The sequence below is a fragment of the Kitasatospora sp. NPDC094015 genome (assembly GCF_040304075.1).
Lineage (GTDB): Bacteria > Actinomycetota > Actinomycetes > Streptomycetales > Streptomycetaceae > Kitasatospora.
In genome coordinates this window covers 12,880-34,642 of sequence record NZ_JBEOUL010000034.1, presented here as the reverse complement: position 1 = coordinate 34,642, position 21,763 = coordinate 12,880, and the positions used below count along the sequence as shown (strand labels likewise).

General features: G+C 75.8%; 23 protein-coding genes and 1 pseudogene. 15 read left to right on the top strand and 9 right to left on the bottom strand.

Annotation, left to right across the window (positions count from 1 at the left end; translation table 11 throughout):
- Positions 1-81: 81 nt before the first annotated feature.
- Positions 82-804, top strand: coding sequence for a hypothetical protein (locus ABT014_RS29285; protein ID WP_350642234.1), 723 nt, complete (start codon positions 82-84; stop codon positions 802-804).
- A 74-nt stretch (positions 805-878) separates the two neighbouring features.
- Here the strand turns inward: ABT014_RS29285 and ABT014_RS29280 are convergent, their stop codons facing one another.
- The 3 genes from ABT014_RS29280 to ABT014_RS29270 all read right to left on the bottom strand — a co-directional run bounded on the left by ABT014_RS29280 (position 879) and on the right by ABT014_RS29270 (position 3,033).
- The gene (locus ABT014_RS29280; RefSeq protein WP_350642233.1) at positions 879-1,472 is read right to left on the bottom strand and encodes a vitamin K epoxide reductase family protein; all 594 of its coding nucleotides are present in this window, start codon (positions 1,470-1,472) and stop codon (positions 879-881) included.
- Positions 1,473-1,476: 4 nt separating this feature from the next.
- Positions 1,477-2,277, bottom strand: coding sequence for a DsbA family protein (locus ABT014_RS29275; protein ID WP_350642232.1), 801 nt, complete (start codon positions 2,275-2,277; stop codon positions 1,477-1,479).
- Positions 2,278-2,385: 108 nt separating this feature from the next.
- Positions 2,386-3,033 carry a hypothetical protein gene (locus tag ABT014_RS29270; RefSeq protein WP_350642231.1) on the bottom strand — a complete coding sequence of 216 codons (648 nt, stop codon included), beginning with the start codon at positions 3,031-3,033 and terminating at the stop codon, positions 2,386-2,388.
- A gap of 729 nt (positions 3,034-3,762) precedes the next feature.
- On the opposite strand from ABT014_RS29270, the gene ABT014_RS29265 reads away from it, so the two are divergent.
- The 10 genes and pseudogenes from ABT014_RS29265 to ABT014_RS29220 all read left to right on the top strand — a co-directional run bounded on the left by ABT014_RS29265 (position 3,763) and on the right by ABT014_RS29220 (position 10,919).
- Positions 3,763-3,912, top strand: coding sequence for a hypothetical protein (locus tag ABT014_RS29265; RefSeq protein ID WP_350642230.1), 150 nt, complete (start codon positions 3,763-3,765; stop codon positions 3,910-3,912).
- Positions 3,909-4,295 carry a hypothetical protein gene (locus ABT014_RS29260; protein WP_350642229.1) on the top strand — a complete coding sequence of 129 codons (387 nt, stop codon included), beginning with the start codon at positions 3,909-3,911 and terminating at the stop codon, positions 4,293-4,295. Before ABT014_RS29265 ends, ABT014_RS29260 begins: the two co-directional genes overlap by 4 nt.
- Positions 4,296-4,354: 59 nt before the next feature.
- Positions 4,355-4,642: pseudogene (locus ABT014_RS29255) on the top strand (CHAD domain-containing protein); the annotation flags it as partial.
- Positions 4,579-5,217 carry a CHAD domain-containing protein gene (locus tag ABT014_RS29250; protein ID WP_502895124.1) on the top strand — a complete coding sequence of 213 codons (639 nt, stop codon included), beginning with the start codon at positions 4,579-4,581 and terminating at the stop codon, positions 5,215-5,217. The pseudogene ABT014_RS29255 and the gene ABT014_RS29250, both read left to right, overlap by 64 nt.
- Before the next feature lie 160 nt (positions 5,218-5,377).
- Complete coding sequence (locus ABT014_RS29245) at positions 5,378-5,701, top strand: helix-turn-helix domain-containing protein (protein WP_350642227.1); 324 nt, start codon at positions 5,378-5,380, stop codon at positions 5,699-5,701.
- 128 nt (positions 5,702-5,829) lie between these two features.
- Entirely contained in the window at positions 5,830-6,231 is a 402-nt protein-coding gene (locus ABT014_RS29240) for a hypothetical protein (RefSeq protein ID WP_350642226.1), read from the top strand.
- Between the two features lie 113 nt (positions 6,232-6,344).
- A complete protein-coding gene (locus ABT014_RS29235; RefSeq protein ID WP_350642225.1) occupies positions 6,345-7,328 on the top strand; it encodes a hypothetical protein in 984 nt (327 codons plus the stop codon).
- Positions 7,329-7,363: 35 nt separating this feature from the next.
- Positions 7,364-8,965 (top strand): peptidoglycan-binding protein, encoded by a 1,602-nt coding sequence (locus ABT014_RS29230; RefSeq protein ID WP_350642224.1) that lies wholly within the window; start codon positions 7,364-7,366, stop codon positions 8,963-8,965.
- The gene (locus ABT014_RS29225; protein WP_350642223.1) at positions 8,962-9,657 is read left to right on the top strand and encodes an ABC transporter ATP-binding protein; all 696 of its coding nucleotides are present in this window, start codon (positions 8,962-8,964) and stop codon (positions 9,655-9,657) included. The genes ABT014_RS29230 and ABT014_RS29225 overlap by 4 nt, the downstream gene beginning before the upstream one ends.
- Positions 9,654-10,919, top strand: a complete 1,266-nt coding sequence (locus ABT014_RS29220; RefSeq protein ID WP_350642222.1) for an ABC transporter permease — start codon at positions 9,654-9,656, stop codon at positions 10,917-10,919. Before ABT014_RS29225 ends, ABT014_RS29220 begins: the two co-directional genes overlap by 4 nt.
- Before the next feature lie 18 nt (positions 10,920-10,937).
- Here the strand turns inward: ABT014_RS29220 and ABT014_RS29215 are convergent, their stop codons facing one another.
- The gene (locus ABT014_RS29215) at positions 10,938-11,696 is read right to left on the bottom strand and encodes a uracil-DNA glycosylase (protein WP_350642221.1); all 759 of its coding nucleotides are present in this window, start codon (positions 11,694-11,696) and stop codon (positions 10,938-10,940) included.
- Between the two features lie 62 nt (positions 11,697-11,758).
- Here ABT014_RS29215 and ABT014_RS29210 point away from each other — a divergent pair, with 62 nt between their 5' ends.
- Together ABT014_RS29210 and ABT014_RS29205 are read left to right on the top strand one after the other, a co-directional pair.
- Positions 11,759-12,727: a slipin family protein gene (locus tag ABT014_RS29210; protein ID WP_350642220.1), complete on the top strand. Its 969-nt coding sequence runs from the start codon at positions 11,759-11,761 to the stop codon at positions 12,725-12,727.
- Positions 12,728-12,852: 125 nt separating this feature from the next.
- Complete coding sequence (locus ABT014_RS29205) at positions 12,853-13,278, top strand: CBS domain-containing protein (protein ID WP_350642219.1); 426 nt, start codon at positions 12,853-12,855, stop codon at positions 13,276-13,278.
- 70 nt (positions 13,279-13,348) lie between these two features.
- Here the strand turns inward: ABT014_RS29205 and ABT014_RS29200 are convergent, their stop codons facing one another.
- Positions 13,349-14,305, bottom strand: coding sequence for an SGNH/GDSL hydrolase family protein (locus ABT014_RS29200; protein WP_350642218.1), 957 nt, complete (start codon positions 14,303-14,305; stop codon positions 13,349-13,351).
- Positions 14,306-14,400: 95 nt separating this feature from the next.
- Positions 14,401-14,817 (bottom strand): PaaI family thioesterase, encoded by a 417-nt coding sequence (locus ABT014_RS29195; RefSeq protein ID WP_350642217.1) that lies wholly within the window; start codon positions 14,815-14,817, stop codon positions 14,401-14,403.
- A gap of 129 nt (positions 14,818-14,946) precedes the next feature.
- On the opposite strand from ABT014_RS29195, the gene ABT014_RS29190 reads away from it, so the two are divergent.
- Positions 14,947-16,248, top strand: a complete 1,302-nt coding sequence (locus tag ABT014_RS29190; protein ID WP_350642216.1) for a cytochrome P450 — start codon at positions 14,947-14,949, stop codon at positions 16,246-16,248.
- A 74-nt stretch (positions 16,249-16,322) separates the two neighbouring features.
- Positions 16,323-16,814, top strand: coding sequence for a DUF2867 domain-containing protein (locus ABT014_RS29185; RefSeq protein ID WP_350642215.1), 492 nt, complete (start codon positions 16,323-16,325; stop codon positions 16,812-16,814).
- On the opposite strand, the gene ABT014_RS29180 is transcribed toward ABT014_RS29185, so the two are convergent.
- The 3 genes from ABT014_RS29180 to ABT014_RS29170 form a co-directional block, all read right to left on the bottom strand.
- Positions 16,786-19,668: an FAD-binding and (Fe-S)-binding domain-containing protein gene (locus tag ABT014_RS29180; RefSeq protein ID WP_350642214.1), complete on the bottom strand. Its 2,883-nt coding sequence runs from the start codon at positions 19,666-19,668 to the stop codon at positions 16,786-16,788. The genes ABT014_RS29185 and ABT014_RS29180 overlap by 29 nt on opposite strands.
- A 60-nt stretch (positions 19,669-19,728) precedes the next feature.
- The gene (locus ABT014_RS29175) at positions 19,729-20,718 is read right to left on the bottom strand and encodes a glycosyltransferase family 2 protein (protein ID WP_350642213.1); all 990 of its coding nucleotides are present in this window, start codon (positions 20,716-20,718) and stop codon (positions 19,729-19,731) included.
- 154 nt (positions 20,719-20,872) lie between these two features.
- The gene (locus ABT014_RS29170; RefSeq protein WP_350642212.1) at positions 20,873-21,643 is read right to left on the bottom strand and encodes an aggregation-promoting factor C-terminal-like domain-containing protein; all 771 of its coding nucleotides are present in this window, start codon (positions 21,641-21,643) and stop codon (positions 20,873-20,875) included.
- Positions 21,644-21,763: the final 120 nt, after the last annotated feature.

Sequence of the window (21,763 nt, the reverse complement as noted above, 5' to 3'; positions counted from 1 at the left end):
ATCGCGCCGACCACGTTCCTCACGGCCCTGCTGTTCTTCTTCGGCTACGCGTACACCGACTCGCTCTACCACTACTTCGGCGTGGACGCCGCGACCCTCGGCTTCTCCACCCAGGAACTGCTGCTGCGCAGTTCGCCCGTCCTCTACCTGCCCGCCGGCGTGCTGCTCTGCGTGGGCCTGCTGGTCGTCGCCGGGTACCACCTGATGGCCCGGACGGTGTGCGGGCGCCCGGAGGGCTGTCGGGCCGTGCGGCGGGCCTGCCGGCTGGCGGTGGTACCGGCGGTGCTGCTGCTGGTGCTGGGCCTCCTGGCCGGCTTCGAGGTGATCGACGCCGGCCCGACGGGCACACCGCTGCTGATCGGCGGGGCGCTGCTGCTCGTGGTGCTGGCCAGGCTGCTGGCGGTCCGGGCGGCCGGTGCGCCGTACCCGCTGACGGGGGAGCGGGCGGCGCTGGGCATCGGCGTGGCGCTGATCGTGCTCTGCTCGTTCTGGGCCGCCGCCGGCATCGCCCACCGCAAGGGGACGGCCGACGCCCGATGGCTGGCGGGCCACCTCACCCTGCGTCCGGCGGTGGTGCTCGACACCACGGAACGGCTGTACCTCCAGTGGCCCGGCGTCGAGGAGCGAGCCCTCCCGGACGCCGGCGCGGGCCAGCGCTTCCGCTACCGCTACCGCGGCGTACGCCTGCTGGCCCAGGCCGGCGACCGGATGTTCCTCATCCCCCGCGACTGGACCTGGGAGGACGGCAACGTCCTGGTCCTCCCGATGGACACCGCCGTCCGGATCACCTTCCACCCGGGCTGACGGCCCGCCGAGGGTCCGGCAGCCCGACGGCTCCCGCCCGCAGCAGCGCGGGTGGGAGCCGTCGGGAGCACCGATCAGAGCAGGGTGGACCAGTAGTACCAGAAGCGGTTCAGTACCAGGAGGGCGATGCCCAGGTACCAGAGGGCCGGGACCACCCAGTGCCAGCGGGCCACCGCGGGCCACCAGCGGGGGGCCGGGAGGATGCCGGTGCGCATGGTGTGCAGGGTGGTGTACCAGAACAGCGGGAGCACCACGGCCCAGACCACCATGCAGTACGGGCAGAGCGCGCCGATCTCGTACAGGGCCTGGTCGATCAGCCAGACCACGAAGCCGAGGCCGAACAGGGTGCCGGCCTGCAGGCCGAGCCAGAACCAGCGGCGGTAGGCCGCTCCCGCCAGCAGGCCCGCGCCGACCGCCGCCAGGGCGGCGAACGCGGCCAGGCCGATCAGCGAGTTGGGGAAGCCGAAGGCCTCGGCCTGCCCGGTGCGCATGATCGAACCGCAGCTGATGATCGGGTTGATGTTGCAGCTGGGCCGGTAGTCCGGGTTTTTCAGCAGCCGGATCTTGTCGATGGTCAGCACGGCCGAGGCGGCCAGTCCGAGCAGGCCGCCGACGAGCAGCAGCCAGCCGTACCGGCGCCCCGCGCCGACCGGGGCGGGAGCGGTCATCGGGTCAGCCGCCGATCGACTGCTTGACCAGCGCCTTGAACTGGTCGCCGGTCAGCGGTCCGCTCTGGTTGAAGACGTTGAGCGCCTTGTCGTCCAGCTTCAGGGTCGGCGTGCCCTGCACCCCGCTGCTGTTGAACGCGCTCGCCACCTTGGCCGCCCACGGCCGGTAGGTGCCCTCGGTGACGGCCTTGGTGAAGGCCTCGGTCTTCAGGCCCGGCACCTGGTCGGCGAGCTGGAGGATCCGGTTGACGTCGCCGAAGCCGTCCTCGCGCTCGTCCGGCTGGTTGGCGTACAGCACGTCGTGGAACTGCTTGAACTTGTCGACGCCCTCGTTCAGCGCCGCCCCGGCCGCGGCCAGCGCCGTCTTCGAGCCCTTGCCGCCGAGGTTGTTGTCCAGGAACGCGGCCAGGTGGTACTCGATCTTGTAGGTGCCGTCGTCGGCCAGCTGCTGCACGGTGCTGCCGGCCGAGGTCTCCAGGTTCTTGCAGATCGGGCAGCGGAAGTCCTCGTACACCTTCAGGGTGTGCGGGGCGTCGGCCTTGCCGTACACCACCACGGTGCCGTCCGGGCCGGAGGCGTTGGCCGGCACCACCAGCGCGCCGCCGGCGCCCGGCGCGGCGCCGTCCGCGGCGCTCTTGCCGGTGCCGACGGCGAGGGCCACGGCGCCGCCGACCACGGCGAGGGCGCCGACGACCGAGACGCCGACGATCACGCGGCGGCGGACGGCGGCGCTGCGGGCCTCCTGCAGCTTCGCCTGCTTCATGCGGTCACGGGGGGAGAGGGGGGTCTGCTGGTTGCTGCTCATGATGGTCCGTCGACTCCTGGTGCACGGCATGCCGCGCGGACACGCGCCGGGCATGCGGGAAGGGTGGGGTGGCCTGCGGGCCGGCCGGACCCTCCGGGGGAGGAGTCGTCAGCCGGCGAGCACCAGGGCCGGCGGACCGCGCCGCGGCGCGGGGGTGAGTACCAGCTGGGCCGTCCGCACCAAGGGGCGCTCGGCCTGCGGGGCGGGTACCAGGGCGGGCGGGCAGCCGGGCAGCGGGCTGCCGGCCAGCAGCGCCCGCCACGGGGCGGGCAGCAGGGCGCGCACGGCGCGCAGCGCCTCGCCGAGGCCGGTCAGCGCCCGGTCGCCGAGCCGCAGCCAGGCGGCGGCGGCCAGCGCGAGGCCGACGTGGACCAGCAGCACCAGCAGCTTGACCCAGCCGCCGGAGTGGCCCGACCAGTCGGTCAGCAGCGAACTGCCGCCGACCGAGCCGCCGCCGCAGACCAGCAGGTCCATGCTGTGCCCGGGGGCGGCGGTGGCACAGGTGTCCTGGCCCAGGTTGAACGCGGTGTTCAGCAGCAGTTCGACCGGGACCAGCACGGCCGCGATCTGCGGGAAGCTCCGCCGGGTGCCCGTCAGGACGATCGCCAGCAGGAAGACGGCCGCGGAGGCGGCCAGGACCAGGCTGAGCGGAAGCGCCCGCCCGGTCAGGACGACCTGGCCCAGGGCGGCGAGCGGCACGGCGAGCGCGGTGAACACCGCTGCCCGCAGGGCCCTGCTCGCCTGGTTCTGGGTCATGGTTCCGGAGTATGTCATGGGTGACGGGCCCGCCGGGAGGGTGTTGCGGACCCGGTCCGGCCACCCCGCGCCACCCGGGGCGGGACGGCCGGGGAGGCCCGGAGCCGTACGGGCGCAAGGGCGGGCGGCCGGTCCGTACGGGCCTGCCGGGTGGCACGGACGGGGTGCGCCCGGCCGGGCGGCTGTGTCGAGCCTCACCGGCCGCGGGCGGCGGCCGTCACCCGTGGGAGTGGCTCCCGGCGGAACCCCCGGCCGGGGGTGCGGACCGCTCGGGACAATCGGCCGATGGACACGTTGCCGGTGACCGGGTGGCTGCCACTGCCGCAGCCGCCGGATCTGTCGCAGCTGGTGCACCGGCTGCACCTGCCGCACTTACCGTGGCCACCGCACGGCCGTCCCCCGGCACCGCCGCCGGGCACGGACCGGCCCTGCCCACCGGTCGTACCCCCGCCGACCGCATCACCACCCCCGCCGCCCGCCTCGCCGTCGCCCGATGCCTCGCCCGCGCCCCCGACGGCGGAGAGCCACGCCGCCGACCCGGGTGCGCCCGGAGCCACCCCACCGGCCCGTACGGCGACCCCGGCCCACCCGGCCGCCCCCGCCGCCCCGCCCGCTCGCGGGAGCGCCACGGCCGTACCGGTCGGGTCCTCCCAGCCCCCGCCCCAGCCCCCGCCCCCGCCGCCCGGCCCGCTGCCGCCCGTCGCGGCGGCCGCCCCCGGGAGCACCGCCGTGGCCGTGCTGCCGCCCCCGGCCGCCCCGGGCCAGGCGCCCGCCCTCGACCCGGGGCTGTGGGCCGCCGTCCTCCTGATCACCGTGCTCATCCCGGCGGCGATCGCCGCCCTCGCCCTCCCCCTGCACGCACCCCGGAGCCGCAGTTGAACCTGTTCGCCTTCGTCGGCGCCGCCGCCGCGATGATCGTCGCCCTCGCCGCCCTGGCCGTCGGCCACCGGCTGCGCCCCGTGATCGCCGAGGGCGAGGTGCCGCCCGACCCGCATCCCGTGCTGTCCACCATCGGCTCCGGCCTGCTCTCCGGGTTCGTGCTGCTCACCGGCTTCCTGGTGGCCACCGGCTGGGCGGCCCGCAGCACCCACGTCCTGCCGCCGGTGGGCCTGTACGCCGCGGACATCTGCGCCGGCATCGCCGTCCTGCTGTACCCGGCGCTGGCCGGGCTGCCGGTGACCGCCCGGCACATCACCGCGGTCTGCTTCTTCGGAGCCCTGGTCGGTTACACCCTCGCGGCGGCCATCCAGCTCCGGCCCTGAGCGCCCCCGCGGGCATACCCTGGACGCTCCCGGACGGACGGACGGAGGGAGCGCAGGCCGTGCCGCACCCCGCAGGACCGGCGGACCGGACCATCGGCGCCGTGCTGACGGCCCGGATCACCGAGCAGCGCGCCCGGTTGGTGGCGCTCGCGGCCGACGCCCGCGCCGAGCAGCCCGACGCGGTGCACCAGCTGCGGATCACCTGCCGGCGGCTGCGGGCCACCCTGCGGGTCTTCCGGGCGGCCCTCCCCGAGGACGCGGCCGAGGTGGCCGCCGAGCTGGCCTGGCTGGGCGGCGCGCTCGCCCGGGCCAGGGACGTCGAGGTGCTCGCCGACCGGCTGCTCGGCCAGGCCCGCGGGAGCTCCCGGCGGACGCCGGGCGACGCGAGGTGGTGGCAGATCTGGCCGAGTGGGCGCACGAGCAGGGGCTGCTCGGCGGCATCGAGGTGCGCGCTGCCCTCGACGGCCCGCGCTTCGCCGCGCTGCCCGTCGCTCTCGCCGACCTCGTCGCCCTCGCAGCCGCCGCACCGGCCGGCCGGGCGGGCCGCCCCGCCGGCCCGGAGCTGGACCGGGCGGTGCGGCGGGAGTACCGCCGCACCGCCCGCCGGGTGCGGGCCGCCGAGTCCGCGGCCCCCGGAGCCGCGACCGAGCACGCCCTGCACGAGGCCCGCAAGGCCGCGAAACGCGCGCGCTACACCGGCGAGACGGCCGGCCCCGGCGCGGCCCGGTTCACCGCCCGGATGAAGTCCGTCCAGGACGTGCTCGGCCGCCACCAGGACGCGGTCGTCACCGGCCACGCCGTCCGCGCGCTCTCCGACGGCGGCTTCGGCTACGGGGTGCTGTACGGACGGCAGTTCGCCGCGGCCGAGCGGGCCCGTGAGGAGTTCCCCGCGGTCTGGCGGCGGGTGGCCGGGGCGGCCTGAGGCCGCGTCACCGCAGACCCACCCGTCACACCAGCGGCGGTAGCGGCTGCGCCTCGGCGCCGGACGCCGGCGCCTCCGCCGCGCTACGCCGCGGATACTTTGCGCACCTAGCGTCGCGGCCGGTGCCGAACTCCTACTCGAATCCGGGGGACTTCAAGTGATGAGTGTGCACGAAACCACCGTCCAGGACGCGCTGAGCCTGCTGCGCACCGCAGCCGGCCGGATCGGCCTGCTGAGCCACCGGCAGCGCGAGGTACTCGCCCTGCTGCTGGGCGACCTGTCGAACCGTCAGGTCGCCGAACGGCTCAGCATCACCGAGCGGACCGCCAAGGCGCACGTCGCGGCGCTGATGGAGCGCCTCGGGGTGGACTCCCGGCTCCAGCTCGCCCAGGTGGCCCTGGTCGACCGGCTGGCGGTGCCGTCCGGGGCCCCGGTGCGGGAACTGTCCCCGCGGACAATGTCGCCCACCCTCGACGCCGCCTAGATTTGGCCTCGGCCGACCTGGCCCGGTGGCCGAGCAACCGACCGCCGGGCCTTTCAGGGCGGGGAGTTGAGACCCCCGCCGGGGCCATCCCATCGATGCCAGTCGACGGACAACCCGGAGGATACCTCGTGAACCTCAAGCGTGCTTTCGCCACCGTCGCCCTTCTCGCCACCACCGCCGGCGTGGGTCTCGCCACGGCCGGCACTGCCTCGGCCGACGGCCGGGTCACCTGTGGCGTCGGGAACGCCTGCCTGTACTACAACTCGCCGTCGTACGGCTACGGGGCGCACTTCACCCAGAACGGCAGCATCTCCAACTACCAGAACAGCTACTTCAGCGGTGGCGGCGCGGGCAACGGTCTCGTGGTGAAGAACCACACCGCGTACGTGGACAACTGGAACCAGAGCTGCGGGATCACCGAGTACGAGTTCAGCACCGGCAACGGCGGCCGCTCGGACTACATCCCGGTCTACGGCGACGGCGTCCTGACCGTGACCAAGAACAACAACGCCGCCGGTCACTTCTGCTGACACCGGCACCCGAGGCCGGGGGCGGCCGTCGACCGCCGCCCCCGGCCCCGCCAGCCGTGCCCGGCCGCATCCGCGCGCCGGATCGAACCCCAGGCCGGAGGGAGTTCCCAGCTGTGTCAACTCGTCGACGTACCAAGGGTGGTGCGGTGGCGGCCGCCGCCGTCCTGCTGGCGGTGGGCGCGCTCGCCGCCTGCTCCGCCGACCGGCAGGACGCCGGGGCGGACGCCCGGGCCGCCGGCTCGGCCGCACCCCTGCCGCCGCCGCCGATCGGCGCCGTCCCGGTGCTCGCCGCGGACGTGGCGAACCGGGCGCTGCCGATCGACCCGTACCTGCTCAACCGTGACCAGCGCGGCCAACTGGAGGCCGCGGTACGGATGGTGACCGAGCACTGCATGGCCGGGTTCGGCTTCGGCTACCACGTGCCGGCCGGCATCGACACCGGGTTCACGCCCGCCACCCGGACGGCCAACCGCTACCTGGTCAGCGATCCGGCGTTCGCCGCCCAGTACGGCTACCACGCCAAGGCGCAGCCGCCCGTGCCGCCCCGGGCCGATCCGCCCACCGGCGCGATGGCCGTGGCGCTGAGCGGCAGCACCGACCCGGGCGTCAAGCCCGGCTCCCAGGGCGCCCCCGGCGGGCAGGACATCAACGGCCGGACCGTCCCGCGCGGCGGCTGCGTCGGCGAGGCGCTGGACCGGACCGGGGCGTCCGCGCAGAACGGCAACGGCGGTGACGACCGGCTCGCCCGCGACCTCGACGCGCAGGCCTGGGAGGCCTCGAAGACCGACGGTCGGGTGCTGGCCGCCTTCCGGTCCTGGTCGGACTGCATGAAGGCGCAGGGCTACACGTACGGCACACCGATCGAGGCCAACGCCGATCCGCAGTGGGCCGCCGGCGCCGTCGCCTCGGCGCAGGAGCGCGCCACCGCGACCGCCGACGCGCGGTGCAAGGTGCAGGCCAACGTGGTGGGGGTCTGGTTCACCGTCGAGTCGGCGTACGAGTCGGTGCTGATCGAGCAGCACGCCGAGGCCCTGGCCGCGGTGAAGCAGGACATCGACAAGCGGATGCGGATGGCGGCGCAGGCGGTCGCGTCCTGACCGGCGGTCACTCGGGCAAGGATCGGAGCGGGGTCGTGGCGCAGTTCGAGCAGGAGCCCTTCGAGCAGCAGCTGCTCGGGCAAGGGCCGGGAACGGCGGTCGAGTTGGCCGCCGAGGTCATGGCGGGCCCGGCGGCCGCCGCACCCGAGGGGCGGTACGGGCCGCGCCGCCGGCGCCGGCTGCTGCTCGTGGTGATGGCCTGCGCCGTCGTGCTGTCCGCCGGCGGTCTGGCGTCCGCCCTGGTGATCAAATCGCCCGCGCAGGCCGCGGCCGAGGCCGGTCCGCCGGTCGCGGACGTGCTCACCGCGCCGGTGGAGAAGCGGGTGCTGACCGCCACCGTCGTGGTCCGCGGCCAGGTCACCGCGGCCCAGTCGGTGGACGTCGCGCCGGTGGCACCGGGCGGGCAGGCGGGCGGCCGGGCGGTGGTCACCAAGCTGCCGCTGAAGGCGGGCGACCCGATCCTCGCCGGTCAGTCGGTGCTGGAGGTCTCCGGCCGGCCGGTCTTCGCCCTGCCGGGCGAGCTGCCGGTCTACCGGGACCTGCGCCCCGGCACCACCGGACAGGACGTCGCACAGCTCCAACGGGCGCTGGGCGCCCTCGGGTTCGGCAGCGCGGGGGACCGTCCGGGCACCTTCGGCGAGGCCACCAAGGCGGCGGTCGAGGCGTTCTACGCCGCCCGTGGCTACGACCCGCTCCCGGCCGCGCCGGACGGGGACGCCCAGCTGTCGGCCGCGCGGGACGCCGTCACCGCGGCCGACCGGGCCGCCTCGGACGCCCGGGACGCGCTCGCCGAGGCGGCCCGGTCGGGCGGCGCGGGCACGGCACCGGACGCGAAGGGCACAGCGACGGACGCGAAGGGCACGACGCCGGACGCCAAGGGCGCAGCGCCGTCGTCCGGCGCCGCCCGCAAGCAGGTGGACCGCACCGCGCAGGACCTGGCGCTGGCCCGCCAGCGGCTCGCCGCCGTCGAGGCCGCCAACGGGGCGATGGTCCCGGCCGCCGAGCTGCTCTTCCTCTCCGGCTTCCCGGCCCGGGTGGACGGGATCGCCGCCCAGGTCGGCAGCGAGGTGACCGGCCGGGTGCTGACCGTCTCGGCCGGGGCGCTGGTCGTCCACGGCACCCTGAGCCCCTCGGACCAGGGCCTGGTGCACCCGGGCCAGCAGGTGCAGATCCTCTCCGAGCTGACCGGGACCACCGCGGCCGGGACCGTCGACGCGGTGGCCGACACCATGGACGACGGCCGGGGGCAGAGCGGGCAGCCCGGCACCGGCGGCGCGCCGGGAACCACCCCGCAGCAGGGCGCCGGCAGCGGGCAGCCCGGCTACCGGATGACGGTGCGACCGACCGATCCGCTGCGTGCCGAACTCGCGGGCCAGGACGTCCGGTTGAGCGTGCAGTCCGCCTCCTCGGCCGGCCCGGTGCTGGTGGTCCCGCTCTCCGCGGTCTCCGCGGGTGCGGACGGCCGGACCGTGGTGACGGTCTACCAGGACGGCCGGCGCCGCCCGGTCGAGGTGACCCCGGGGACGGTCGGCGGCGGCAGCGTCGAGGTCCGTCCGGCCGGGGCGGACCAGCTCCGCGAGGGCGACCAGGTGATCGTCGGGGTCGGCGCCGCCGGTGGCCGGGAGGGCGCCCGATGACCGCCCCCGTCATCGAGTTCCGCGGGGTCGCGCTCGACTACCCGGGTCCGCCGCCGGTCACCGCCCTGAAGCCGTGCGACCTGGAGATCCGGCAGGGCGAGTACGTCACCGTGGTCGGGCCCTCCGGCTCGGGCAAGTCGACCTTCCTCAACCTCGCCGGCCTGCTCGACCTGCCGAGCCGCGGACGCTACCTGCTGGACGGGATCGACACCGCCGAGCTGGCCGACGGCGCGCGCACCGCGCTGCGCGGGCGGCGGATCGGCTTCGTCTTCCAGTCCTTCCACCTGCTCCCGCACCGCTCGGCCGCCGAGAACGTGGCCCTGGCGATGCTCTACGCCCCGGCCCAGGGCCACCTCGGCGCCGCCGACCGGCGGGCCCGGGCCGAGGCCGCGCTGGCCGAGGTCGGGCTGGCCCATCGGGCCGGGGCGCTGCCGAGCCGGATGTCGGGCGGGGAGCGCCAGCGGGTGGCGATCGCCCGGGCCCTGGTCAACCGGCCGTCCCTGCTGCTGTGCGACGAGCCCACCGGCAACCTGGACAGCGCCACCGCGGAGTCGGTGCTCGCCCTGCTGGAGACCCTGCACGCCGGTGGCCTGACCATCGTCCTGATCACCCACGACCAGCAGGTGGCCGCCCGGGCCGGGCGGACCGTGCTGATCCGGGACGGCGTCCTGCGGGAGGTGGCCGCGGTATGAGGGGCACGACGAAGGGCATCCCACGGCTCGGCCGGCGGGCGCCGCGCGGCCCCGTCGAACCTTCCCGGCTGCCGCTGCGCGAGCTGGTGTCCGAGGCGCTGGCCGGGGTGCTGCAACGCCCGGCCCGCTCGGCGCTGACCGCCCTGGGTACCGTCCTCGGGGTGGGGACGCTGGTCGCGGTGCTCGGCCTGGCGGCCACCGCCTCGGCGCAGATCGACTCCCGGTTCAGCGTGCTGAGCGCGACCGAGGTGACGGTGGAGGACACCGGCGGCGCCCGTCCGGACCTGACCCCGCTCTCCTTCCCCGCCGACGCCGATGCCCGGGTGGAGCGGCTGCACGGGGTGGAGGCGGCCGGGGTCTCCTGGCCGGTCCGGCTCGACGATCCCACCGTCCGGTCCTCGCCGGTCGGCGATGCGGCTGCGGGCGGCGCCGTGCCGGTGCTCGCGGCCTCGGCCGGCGTCCTGGCCGCGGCGCAGCCGCACCTGGCGCAGGGGAGGGTCTTCGACCGCTGGCACGAGGCCACCGGCCAGCGGGTCGCGGTGATCGGCTCCGCCCTCGCGGCCCGGCTCGGCATCACCACGCTGGACACCGCACCCGCCGTGTTCATCGGGCAGCACGCGTTCACCGTGATCGGCATCGTGGACGGGGTACGGCGCAAGTCCGACCTGCTGCTCTCGGTGACCGTCCCGAGCAGCACCGCCGAGCGGTTGTGGGGCGCGCCCACCGGCGACCGCGCCACCATGTTGATCTCCACCCGGATCGGCGCGGCCCGGCAGGTCGCGGCCGAGGCGGCGGTCGCCCTGGACCCGGCGCACCCCGAGAACTTCAAGCCCGTCCCGCCGCCGGACCCGCGCACCCTGCGCTCGGGGGTCACCTCCGACCTGGACCAGCTGTTCCTGCTGCTGGCCGGGATCTGCCTGGCGATCGGCTCGGTCGGGATCGCCAACACCACCCTGGTGGCGGTGCTGGAACGGACCGGCGAGATCGGACTGCGCCGTGCGCTCGGCGCCCGCGGCCGGCACATCACCGGGCAGTTCCTCGCCGAGTCGGCCACCCTGGGCCTGCTGGGCGGTCTGGTCGGGACCTCGCTCGGGGTGCTGACCGTGCTCGCGGTGGTGCTGGCCCGGGACTGGACGCCGGTGGTCGACCCGGCCACCGTGCTCGCCGCCCCGGCGCTCGGCCTGGTCACCGGGCTGGTCGCGGGCCTCTACCCGGCCTGGCGGGCGGCCCGGATCGAGCCGGCCGAGGCGCTGCGGCGCTGAGCGGGGCCGAGCCGCCGGTCAGGACTGCGGGGGCGAGGCGGGCCGCAGGCCGGCCGCCGTGGCGGCGGTGGCGAGCAGGTCGCGGAGCATCTGCGGGGTGAGCCGGCCGGTGTACGTGTTGCGCGGGCTGGCGTGGTAGCAGCCGAACAGGTCGAGCGGCGCCCCGCCGTCGGCCGCCGGCAGCACCGCCCGCGCCCCGTGGCCGAAGACCGGCCGCGGCCGGGGAACGATCCAGCCGGCCGCCGCCAGCACGGGCAGCACCGCCTGCCAGGCGAACCCGCCGAGCGCCACCACGGCCCGTACGGTCGGGCGCATCAGCTGCAGCTCCTTGGTGATCCACGGCCGGCAGGTGTCCCGCTCCTCGGTGGTCGGCTTGTTCTCCGGCGGTGCGCAGCGCACCGGGTCGGTGATCCGCACCCCGTGCAGCGCCATCCCGTCGTCCCGGCCGACCGAGTGCGGCTGGGAGGCCAGCCCGAGTTCGTACAGCGCCCGGTAGAGCAGGTCGCCGGACGGGTCGCCGGTGAAGATCCGCCCGGTGCGGTTCCCGCCGTGCGCGGCGGGGGCGAGCCCGACCAGCACCAGCGCGGCGTCCGGCGGGCCGAAACCCGGGATCGGGCGGGCCCAGTAGTCCCACTCCAGGTACGCCCGGCGCTTGACCCGGGCGGCCTCCTCGCGCCACTGCACCAGGCGCGGGCAGGCCCGGCAGCCGGTCACCCGCGCGTCCAGCTCGGCGAGCCCGCGGACGTCGTCGCAAGGGTGGTGCCGGGACGTGTCCATGGGGGTGATCCTACGGAGTAGCGTGGGGAGCGGGTCCGTCGAATCCTGCCCGAGGTGACGCGATGCTCGTAGTGGACGTACTCGTGGGGGTGATCCTGGCGCTGGCCGTGCTGGCCGGGCTGAGTTTCCGGACGGTGCAGCAGTACCAGCGCGGGGTGGTCTTCCGGTTCGGCCGGGTGGTCGACCGGGTGCGGCAGCCGGGGCTGGTGATGATCATGCCGGTGGCGGACCGGCTGCGGAAGGTGAACGTCCAGATCGTGACCATGCCGGTGCCCGCCCAGGAGGGCATCACCAAGGACAACGTCACGGTGCGGGTCGACGCCGTCGTCTACTTCAAGGTCGATGACCCGGTGAAGGCCATCGTCGGCGTGCAGGACTACGGCTTCGCGATCTCGCAGGTGGCGCAGACCTCGCTGCGGTCGATCATCGGCAAGAGCGAGCTGGACGAGCTGCTGGCCAACCGGGAGCCGATCAACCAGGGGCTGGAACTGATGCTCGACAGCCCGGCGCTGGGCTGGGGCGTGCAGATCGACCGGGTGGAGATCAAGGACGTGGCGCTGCCCGAGTCGATGAAGCGCTCGATGTCCCGGCAGGCCGAGGCGGAGCGGGAACGGCGCGCCCGGATCATCACCGCGGACGGCGAGTTCCAGGCCTCGGCCCGGCTCTCGGAGGCCGCCGCGGTCATGAGCGCCACCCCGGCCGCCCTCCAACTGCGGCTGCTGCAGACCGTGGTGGAGGTGGCCGCGGAGAAGAACTCGACGCTGGTGCTGCCGTTCCCGGTCGAACTGCTGCGCTTCCTGGAGAGCGTCACCAAGCCCGCCGAGCCGGACGGCCGGAGCGCCGCCGCCGCACCGCCGGCGTCCGCCGCGCCGGGCCCGCGGCCGGTGGAGCAGCTCGAACTGCCGGACCTGGACGGGGTGCTGGCCGAGGAGATGCCGGCCGAGGAGGTGCTCGCCCGGGAGGTGCCGGCGGACCAGGTGCTGGCCGCCGAGGTGCCGGCCGAGCAGGTGCTGAAGTCGGCCCGGGGTTGAGTGCGGCCCGGTGGCGTGAGGCGGTCCGGCGCGGTGGAGCGGGCGGCCCGGCCCGGTGGCGTGGGCGCCGGGGCCGTCCCAGGATGGAGTAACGGGGCTGTTCACCCACGTCGGGAGGCCTGACCATGACCACAGCCAGAGAGATCATGCATCCGGGGGCCGAGTGCGTGGGGGAGACCGAGACCCTCGCGGACGCGGCGCGGATCATGCGGGACCGGGGCGTGGGCGCGCTGCCGATCTGCGGGGAGAACCAGAAGCTGCTGGGGATCCTGACCGATCGCGACATCGTCCTGAAGTGCGTCGCCGAAGGCCGTGACCCGAGCACCGTGCTGGCCACCGAACTCGCCGTCGGGCGGCCGATGGTGATCGAGGAGGACGAGGACGCCGACCAGGTGCTGCGGATCATGGAACAGCACCTGGTGCGCCGGCTCCCGGTGATCAACCACCCCGACCACAAGCTGGTCGGCATGATCAGCGAGGCCGACATCGCCCGGAACATGCCGCAGGGGCGGCTGGCCGAGTTCGTCGGTGCCATCTGCGCGGAGCGGTAGCCGGGCGGCCGGTGGGCAGCGGGCCCGGGACGGAGGGCTCCCGTCCCGGGCCCGGGTGTGCCCGGCGCCGTCAGATCCTGGTCAGGAAGGTGTCCGCGATCACCTGGTAGCCGGCGTCGTTGGCGTGCACGTCGCCGCGGGCCATGTTGGTCCAGCGCAGGATCCGGGCCACGTTCGACGGCAGCCGGGTGCCGTTCACCGGCACCGTCGGCAGGAAGGCGTCGGTGCCGAACGCCCGCGCCACGTCGACGGTGGGCACGCCGTGGGCCGCGTCCACCCCGGCGATGGTGAGGTTGAGCAGGCCGGCCAGCGGCACCGAGAGCACCGCCGTGGCCCGCCCCTGGTCACCGGTGGTCCAGGCGGCCAGGTACGGGTCGTACAGGTTCATCCCGATGATCCGGGTCTGCGGGCCGGCCGCCGCGCGCAGCCGGGTGAGCACGGTGTCCAGGCCGTGCCCGGCGGTGCGGATGCCCGCCAGGGTGCACGGCAGGTCGATCGACCCGCCCGCGGTGCAGCCGCCGATGTCGTTGGCGCCGATGTCCAGGGTGACCAGGACCTGGTCCCGGTGGTGCGCGGCGAGGAACTTCTCCGCCTCGGCCAGCTGCGAGCCGGGGTACGGATGCGGGTACGGGCAGCCGCCGCCGACCATCGTGGTGGTGGACTCGCCCGGGCAGCCCAGGTCGGTGAAGCCGAACGGCTGCCCGGCGGAGGCGGCCCGGGCGCCGAGGACCTGGGCGATGTCCTGGGCGTAGCCGCGGCCGACCACGTGCCCGCCGTCGGGGGTGGTCTGGTAGCCGGCCGCCAGCGAGTCGCCCAGCGCGAGGTAGTAGCGCGGCGTCGAACCGGCCGGCGCGGCCGAGGCGGTGGCCGGGAGACCGAGCACGGAGGCGGCGAGCAGCGCGACCGGGACGAGCAGCCGCAGACCCGCGGACCGGCGCCGGCCGTGCGTGCCGGACCGGCCGGACAGCAGTCTTGCGGGGCGCAGCAGCCGTGCGGACCGGAGCCGGGCGGACAGGACTGGGCGCATGCGGACCTCCCGTGTGGGCCGGCCGAGGTGAGGGCTCGGCCCGGTGAGGCTACTGCTCGGTAGCGCCGCTGCACAGGGGTCGCGCGCCGCCGCGATCAGCCCGGGAACGCGTACACCGCGCTGGCCTGGGCCGCCGGTTCGGGATCGCCCTCGGCCGTGAGCGTGACGTCGACGAAGGCCAGCCGCCGGCCGAGCTTGGTCACCCGGGCGGTGACCAGGACGTCCGCGCCGAGCACCGCCCGCTGGAAGCTGGTCGACTGCTGGACGGTGGTCATCGGCCCGAAGCCGCCACGGGCCGCCGAGACGGCGACCGCCGCCGCCGTGTCCGCCGCCGCCATCAGCGCCTGCCCGGACATGGCGCCGCCCTCCCGGGCCAGTTCGTCGGACCACGGCAGGCGCAGCACCGCGTGCCGGTCGCCCGTGCCGGTCACCGACAGGCCGAGCGCCCGCACCCACGGGGCGAAGTTCTCGGCCAGGATCCGGTCCGCCTCGGCGGTGGGGAGAATCGTCATCCCGCGATGGTAGGGCGCCGGGCGTCCCCGCGTCCGCCCTGACGCGACATCACCACCGGTCGAGAGCGCGAGGGTTGCTCGCGCCGGGGCGCTGGTGGGCCGCCGGGCGGTGGCGTACCGTCGAGCGCCATGGGTCTCGATCAGGCGCAGGTGAACCGGATCTTCCTCCCCGCGACCTACGCCGAGGGCGTGCCGTACGAGCTGTACCGGGAGCTGCGGGCGGCCGCCCCGGTGTGGTGGGTGGAGGAACCCGCGGTGGGGGACTGGCCGGCCGGGCCCGGCTATTGGGCGGTCCTGCGGCACGCCGACGTCAAGTACGTGCTGCGCACGCCCGAGCTGTTCTCCTCGCACCTGGGCGGGACCCAGATCCGCGACCCCGACTCCGCGGCCGACCTGGACTTCGCCCGGACCATGATGCTCAACCAGGACCCGCCCGACCACGCCCGGCTGCGGCGCGCGGTCACGGCCGCCTTCACCCCGCGGGCGCTGCGCGAGCTGACCGCCGCCGTCGAGGCCCGCGCCGCCGAACTGATCGCCGCGGTAAGCCCGCTGGGCGAGGCCGACTTCGTACCGCTCGCCGCCGACCTGCCGGTCTGGACGCTGGCCCGGATGCTGGGCGTGCCGGAGCAGGACCGGCAGCTGCTGGTCGACTGGTCGAACCGGGTGATCGGCTACCAGGACCCGGACCACGCCCGGTCCAGCACCGCCGATCCGGCCGCCCTCACCGACCTCGGACGGGCCGCGCTGGCCCACCGCCCCGACCCGCCCCTCGCCCCCGACGGGCGCCCGGTCAACCCGCGTTCGCGGGCCGCGCTCGCCGACATGTTCGCCTACGCGCACGCCCTCGCCGAGCAGGCGCCGCCGGGCAGCATCGTCGCCCGGATGCGCGAATCCGGGCTGAGCGGAGCCGAGTTCGAGACGATGTTCTTCCTCTTCGCGGTCGCCGGCAACGAGACCCTGCGCAACGGGCTGCCGGGCGGCCTGTACTCCCTGCTCGACCGTCCCGACCAGTACCACCTGCTGCGCCGCCGGCCGGAGCTGCTCGGCACGGCCGTCCACGAGCTGCTCCGGTTCTGGCCCCCGGTGCTGGACTTCCGGCGCACGGCCACCCGCGACCTCGTGCTGGCCGGGCAGCGGATCCGCCGTGGCGACAAGGTGGTCGTCCACCACGCCAGCGCCAACCGCGACGAATCGGTGTTCCGCGACCCCGACCGGCTGGACCTCACCCGGACGCCCAACGACCACGTCAGCTTCGGCTACGGCCCGCACTTCTGCGTCGGGGCGCAGCTCGCCAGGATCCAGACGGCGGCCCTGCTCCGCCGGACCCTCACCGACCTCCCCGACCTCGAACTCGCCCCGGGCGCACCGCCGCCGCGCCTGGTCTCCAACTTCCAGAACGGGCTGAAGAGCCTGCGGATCCGTTGGAGTTGACGTCACCCGCCGAGCGGGCGGGCACCGCCGCGCCTGCGCCGCGCCCGCCGTGGTCCGCGACTACCGTACGGAGCATGGCCCATCCCGCCCGCGCGGTGCCGATCCCCGCCGACTCGCTGCTCCACGCCGCGCTCCCGCGGATCGACCACCGGGACGCGTTCGCGGTCCGCCTGCCGCCGGGCGCCGGCACCGACCCGGTCGAATGGACCCGCCGGCTGTTCACCCGCCCGCCCGGCTGGACCCGCCGGCTGATGCGGCTGCGCGACGCCCTGGTCCGCCCGTTCGGCCTCGGCACCCGGGACCGGAGCAGCCTCACGCCCTTCCCCCAACTGGCTACCACCGACCACGAGGTGGTGTTCGGCCGGGACGACCGGCACCTGGACTTCCGCAGCTCCGTCCACCTCGCCGACGGCGTGCTCACCCTCGGTACGGTGGTGCGCTACCGCAACCTGCTGGGCCGCGCCTACTTCCTGCCGGTCCGCCCGTTCCACCGGCGCGTGGTCCGCGCCCTGCTGCGCCGGGCCGCCGCCGGAGGGCTCAACCACCCTCCGCGGGACCGGGGTTGACCTCGCCCGCGCGCAGCGCCAGGCGGAGCACCTCGGCCAGGTGCAGGGCCCGCCGGCCGTCGCCGAGCTGGCCGATCTGGATCCGGCAGCTCAGCCCGTCGGCGAGCACCAGGGTGGCCGGGTCGGCGGCCCGGACGGCGGGCATCAGCACCCGCTCGGCGGCGGCCACCGACACCTCGTAGTGGCCGCGTTCGAAGCCGAAGTTGCCGGCCAGACCGCAGCACCCGGAGTCCAGCACCTGGTTGTCCAGGCCGATCCGGGCCTCGATCCGGCGGTCCGCCGCGGTGCCCAGCACGGCGTGCTGGTGGCAGTGCACCTGCGTCACCGCCGTGCCGCCGAGCCGCGGGAGGGCAACCCCGGCGGCGTCCAGGAACTCGGCCAGCGTGTGCACCCGACCCGGCACCCGGCCGGCCTCGGCGCCGAGCAGCCGCGGCCACTCCTCGCGCAGCGCCGCCGTGCAGCTGGGATCGATCCCGACCACCGGCAGCCCGGCCGGCAGCGCCCGCAGGCTGCGCCGCATCACCCGCCGGGCGAGCCCGAGTTGGCCGGTGGAGACCAGGGTCAGCCCGCAGCAGACCGGCCCGTCGGGCAGCCGGACGGCGAAGCCCAGCGCCTCCAGCACCTCGACCGCCGCCATCGCGGGCTCCGGGTCCAGCAGGTTGGCCATGGTGTCCGGCCAGAGCAGGACGGGCTGCGCCCGGGTGGGCTCCGGGTGCGCGGCCCGGTAGCGTCGGAACCGGTGCAGGAAGGTCCGGCCGGGCAGCGGCGGCAGCGCCCGCCGCGGGTCGATCCCGCCCAGCCGCCGGAGCAGGCCGCCGGTGGCCGGATGCGCCATCAGGCGGTTCGCCGCCCGCGGGGCGAGGGCCGCCCCGCGCAGCCACAGCGGCAGCCAGCCGAGCGACAGGTGTGCGGCGGGGCGCGGCCGGTGCCGGTAGTGCTGGTGCAGGAACTCGGCCTTGTAGGTGGCCATGTCGACGTGGACCGGGCAGTCGCTCGCGCAGCCCTTGCAGCCCAGGCAGAGGTCGAGCGCCTCGCGGACCTCCTCCGAGCGCCAGCCGTCGGTGACCAGCTCGCCGCGCAGCATCTCGGCGAGCAGCCGGGCCCGCCCCCGGGTGGAGTGCCGCTCCTCGCCGGTGACCATGTAGCTGGGGCACATCACCCCGCTGGTGGTGTCCACGCACTTGGCGACGCCGACGCAGCGGTGCACGGCCTTCAGCAGGCTGCCGTCGTCCTGCGGGTACGGCAGCGCGAGCGGCAGGTCCCGGCCGGGGAAGCGCAGGTCGGCGTCGAGCGGGCGGGGGTCGACCAACGAGCCGGGGTTGAGCAGGTTCTCCGGGTCCCAGATCCGCTTGAACCGGCCGAACAGCGCGATGATCTCCGGCGGGTACATCCGGGGCAGCAGCTCGGCCCTGGCCTGCCCGTCGCCGTGCTCGCCGGAGAGCGAACCGCCGTGCGCCACCACCAGGTCGGCCGCCTGCTCCAGGAAGGCCCGGAACCCGCCGAGCCGCCCCGGATCGGTCAGCGGCCAGTCCAGCCGCAGGTGCACGCAGCCCTCGCCGAAGTGCCCGTACGGGACGCCGCGCAGCCCGTGCCGGCCGAGCAGGGCGCGCAGCTCCCGCAGGTAGCCGCCGAGCCGTTCGACCGGCACCGCCGAGTCCTCCCAGCCGGGCCAGGCCTCGCCGCCGTCGGGCAGCCGGGTGACGATCCCGGCCCCCGCCTCGCGCACGCCCCACAGCTGCCGCTGCTCACCGGGGTCGGTGACCACGGTGACGGTGGCGCGCGGCTCCCGGCGCACGGCGGTGGCCAGCGCCCGGGCGGCGTCCAGCGCCTCGGCGGCGGTGGCGCCGCCGGCCTCCAGGAAGAGCCAGCAACCGCCCTCGGGCAGCCGGTCCAGCGCCGGTGGCCGCGGGCCGGCCGCGAGCAGCGCCGCGATCAGGTCGGCGGCCATCCCCTCGACGGTGAGCGGACCGAGCGGCAGCAGCGCCGGGACGGCGTCCGCGGCGGCCGTCTCGTCCGGGTAGCCGGCCACCACCAGCGCGCGGGCGGCGGGGGCCTCGACCAGCCGGACGGTGGCGCCGAGCACCACCGCGCAGCCGCCCTCCGTCCCGGTCAGCGCCCGGACCAGGTCGTAGCCGCGCTCGGGCAGCAGCGCGTCCAGCGGGTAGCCGGAGGTGCGGCGCGGCAGGTGCGGCATGCCCTGGCGCAGTGCGGCCAGGTGCCCGGCGGCCAGGTCCTGCAGCGCGCGGTGCAGTTCGCCCTCGCGGCCCGGGCGGTGGCGCAGCCGCTCGCGCTCCTCGGGCGGCAGCGGGCCGCCCACGGTGAGTTCGGTGCCGTCGGACAGCAGCAGGTCGAGCGAGTCGAGGTTGTCACAGGTGCGTCCCCAGGCGACCGAGTGCGAGCCGCAGGAGTTGTTCCCGATCATCCCGCCGAGCGTGCAGCGGGTGTGCGAGGACGGGTCCGGGCCGAACCGCAGGCCGTACGGGCGGGCGGCGCGCTGGAGGTCGTCCAGGACCACGCCGGGCTCCACCCGGGCGGTTCGGGCGTCCGGGTCGAGCGCGTGGATCCGGTTGACGTGCCGGCGCAGGTCCAGCACCACGGCGCCGGGGCCGATCGCCTGGCCGCCGATGCTGGTGCCGGCGCCGCGCGGCACCACCGGGACGCCGTGCGCGCGGCAGAGCGCCAGCGCGGCCCGGACGTCGTCGGTGTCGGCGGGCCGGACCACCCCGAGCGGCAGCTGCCGGTAGTTGGAGGCGTCGTAGGCGTACACCGCCCGCTCGGCGGTGGTGAACCGCACCTCGCCGCGGAGCTCGCCGCGCAGCGCGGCGGCCAGGGGATGGGCCGGCCCGGTGTCCATGGGGGCATCATCCCAGGGGCGGGCGCCCGGCGGGTCCCGTACGCGCCCCGCGGGGGCTGCTCAGCGCCGGCCGACGGCCCCGCGGGCCAGGTGGGACAGTTTGGCGACCTCGAAGGCGGCGTAGGCGCCGCTCGCCAGCAGCGAGAACTTGACCCCTTCGCGGCCGTCCGGGCGCCGGTAGCCCTGCGGCAGGAAGCGCCGGTAGTGGTCGGCCGCGCGGTGGAAGAACTGCGGGCGCTGGGCCCGGGGCACGCAGCCGGCCAGGTCGAAGACGAAGAGGTAGTGCCGGATCATCCGGGTGAACAGGTGCGGGCGCACCACCTCGTGCTCGGGCCGCTCCGCCAGCAGCTCGAAGCTCTGCTCGTACTGCTCGAAGACGTCGAAGTGGCTGCTGCCGGGGGAGCCGGCAGGGTGCAGGGTGTGCCGGCGCCGGATGGTCACGCACTCGCGGTCCAGCACGGCCACCCGGCGGGCGTCCAGCAGGGCCCGGTGCACGGCCGGGACCTCCTCGTAGTGCCCGTCCGGGAACGACGGCACGGTGCCCCGGCGCAGCAGCCGGTCCCAGACCAGCGGGGGCGCGCTGAGCAGCTCCGGGCGCTCCAGCGGGCCGAACACCTCGGGCCCGGCCGCCGCGAGCAGCCCGGCGGCGCCGCCGGGCCAGCTGCGGCCGCCGTGCTCCCGGCTGTGGCCGAACAGCAGCAGGTCCACCTCGCCGGTCGCGGCCAGCCGGTCGGCCATCGCCTGGAACGCGTCCGGGGCCACCACGTGGTCGCTGTCCAGGAACAGCAGGTACGAGCCGGTGCCGCGGGCGGCGCCGGCGTTGCGGGCGCGGCCGATGCCGACCGCCGCGTCCAGCCGCAGCACCGACACCCGCGGGTCCCGGATCTCGTACGCGTCGGCGACCCGCTCCGGGCACTGCGGGGAGCGGTCCACGACCAGCACGACCTCGAAGTCGCGGAACGACTGCGCGAGCAGTGCGTCCAGACAGTCCTTGAGCTGCTGGTTGTGGTCGAAGGCGGGGAGCACGACGGTGATCAGGGGCGGAGCCATGGCCCGGAGGCTAGGGCGCCGGAGACCCTGCGGCCAAGAACGGAACTCTGGCGAAACCGGGCAATCGGTGACATAGGTGCGCCGGACTCCGCCAAATCTTCACCGTGTGCTTACGGTCGGGACGCCGGAGGGCAACCGGCGCGCGCGGCCGGGCTCAGTACCAGTTGTGGGCCTGCCAGAACGTCCAGGCGGCGCAGGGGCTGCCGTAGGTCTCGTTCATGTAGTTCAGGCCCCACTTGATCTGGGTGACCGGGTTGGTCTTCCAGTCCGCGCCGACCGAGGCCATCTTCGAGCCGGGCAGCGCCTGCATCAGGCCGTAGGCGCCCGAGGACGGGTTGGTGGCGGTGACGTTCCAGCCGCTCTCGCGCTCCACGATGTTGCTGAAGCACTGGAGCTGGCCCGCCGGGACGAGCTGCGCGGCGATCTCCTTGGGGCTGCCGGTCGGCACCGGCGCGGCCAGCGGGCTGCGCGCCTGCGAGCGGGACGCGGCCTCGGCCTTGGCCCGGGCGTCGGCGTCCGCCTTGGCCTTGGCGGCGGCGGCCTTCGCCTTGGCGTCGGCGTCCGCCTTGGCCTTCGCGTCGGCGTCGGCCTTGGCGTCGGCCTGAGCCGCAGCCTGGGCGTCCGCCGCGGCCTTCGCCTGGGCGTCGGCGTCCGCCTGGGCCTGCGCCGAGGCGGCGTCGGCGGCGGCCTTGGCGTCCGCGTCGGCCTTCGCCTTGGCGGCGTCGGCGGCGGCCTGCTCGGCCAGCAGCTGCGCGGACGGGGTGGCCTGGGCGGCGGTGGGGCTGGGCGCAGCGGCCTCGGCGACCTTGGCGTCCTGCGGAAGCGCGAGCGCGAGCGTGGCCGAGCCGGCCACGGCGAGCGTGGCGACACCGGTGATCAGGGCGGTGCGGCGGTTCCGGGGGAGCCGGTGCTTGTGGGGCTGCATGGAGCGGAGGACCTCTTCTGTCGGGCCGCACCGGACACACGGGTACCGCGGAAGCGTGTTCGGGGAACAGGCCCGCGAGCCGGGTCGGACGGCCGTGGCACCCCGTCGGTGGGCCGGGGC

What these genes read in the sequence shown, in the direction of transcription:
- ABT014_RS29280 (WP_350642233.1), bottom strand. Translation starts at nt 1,472, where the DNA reads ATGACCGCTCCCGCCCCGGTCGGCGCGGGGCGCCGGTACGGCTGGCTG.
- ABT014_RS29275 (WP_350642232.1), bottom strand. Translation starts at nt 2,277, where the DNA reads ATGAGCAGCAACCAGCAGACCCCCCTCTCCCCCCGTGACCGCATGAAG.
- ABT014_RS29270 (WP_350642231.1), bottom strand. Translation starts at nt 3,033, where the DNA reads ATGACCCAGAACCAGGCGAGCAGGGCCCTGCGGGCAGCGGTGTTCACC.
- ABT014_RS29245 (WP_350642227.1), top strand. Translation starts at nt 5,378, where the DNA reads ATGAGTGTGCACGAAACCACCGTCCAGGACGCGCTGAGCCTGCTGCGC.
- ABT014_RS29225 (WP_350642223.1), top strand. Translation starts at nt 8,962, where the DNA reads ATGACCGCCCCCGTCATCGAGTTCCGCGGGGTCGCGCTCGACTACCCG.
- ABT014_RS29220 (WP_350642222.1), top strand. Translation starts at nt 9,654, where the DNA reads ATGAGGGGCACGACGAAGGGCATCCCACGGCTCGGCCGGCGGGCGCCG.
- ABT014_RS29215 (WP_350642221.1), bottom strand. Translation starts at nt 11,696, where the DNA reads ATGGACACGTCCCGGCACCACCCTTGCGACGACGTCCGCGGGCTCGCC.
- ABT014_RS29210 (WP_350642220.1), top strand. Translation starts at nt 11,759, where the DNA reads ATGCTCGTAGTGGACGTACTCGTGGGGGTGATCCTGGCGCTGGCCGTG.
- ABT014_RS29205 (WP_350642219.1), top strand. Translation starts at nt 12,853, where the DNA reads ATGACCACAGCCAGAGAGATCATGCATCCGGGGGCCGAGTGCGTGGGG.
- ABT014_RS29200 (WP_350642218.1), bottom strand. Translation starts at nt 14,305, where the DNA reads ATGCGCCCAGTCCTGTCCGCCCGGCTCCGGTCCGCACGGCTGCTGCGC.
- ABT014_RS29195 (WP_350642217.1), bottom strand. Translation starts at nt 14,817, where the DNA reads ATGACGATTCTCCCCACCGCCGAGGCGGACCGGATCCTGGCCGAGAAC.
- ABT014_RS29190 (WP_350642216.1), top strand. Translation starts at nt 14,947, where the DNA reads ATGGGTCTCGATCAGGCGCAGGTGAACCGGATCTTCCTCCCCGCGACC.
- ABT014_RS29185 (WP_350642215.1), top strand. Translation starts at nt 16,323, where the DNA reads ATGGCCCATCCCGCCCGCGCGGTGCCGATCCCCGCCGACTCGCTGCTC.
- ABT014_RS29180 (WP_350642214.1), bottom strand. Translation starts at nt 19,668, where the DNA reads ATGGACACCGGGCCGGCCCATCCCCTGGCCGCCGCGCTGCGCGGCGAG.
- ABT014_RS29175 (WP_350642213.1), bottom strand. Translation starts at nt 20,718, where the DNA reads ATGGCTCCGCCCCTGATCACCGTCGTGCTCCCCGCCTTCGACCACAAC.
- ABT014_RS29170 (WP_350642212.1), bottom strand. Translation starts at nt 21,643, where the DNA reads ATGCAGCCCCACAAGCACCGGCTCCCCCGGAACCGCCGCACCGCCCTG.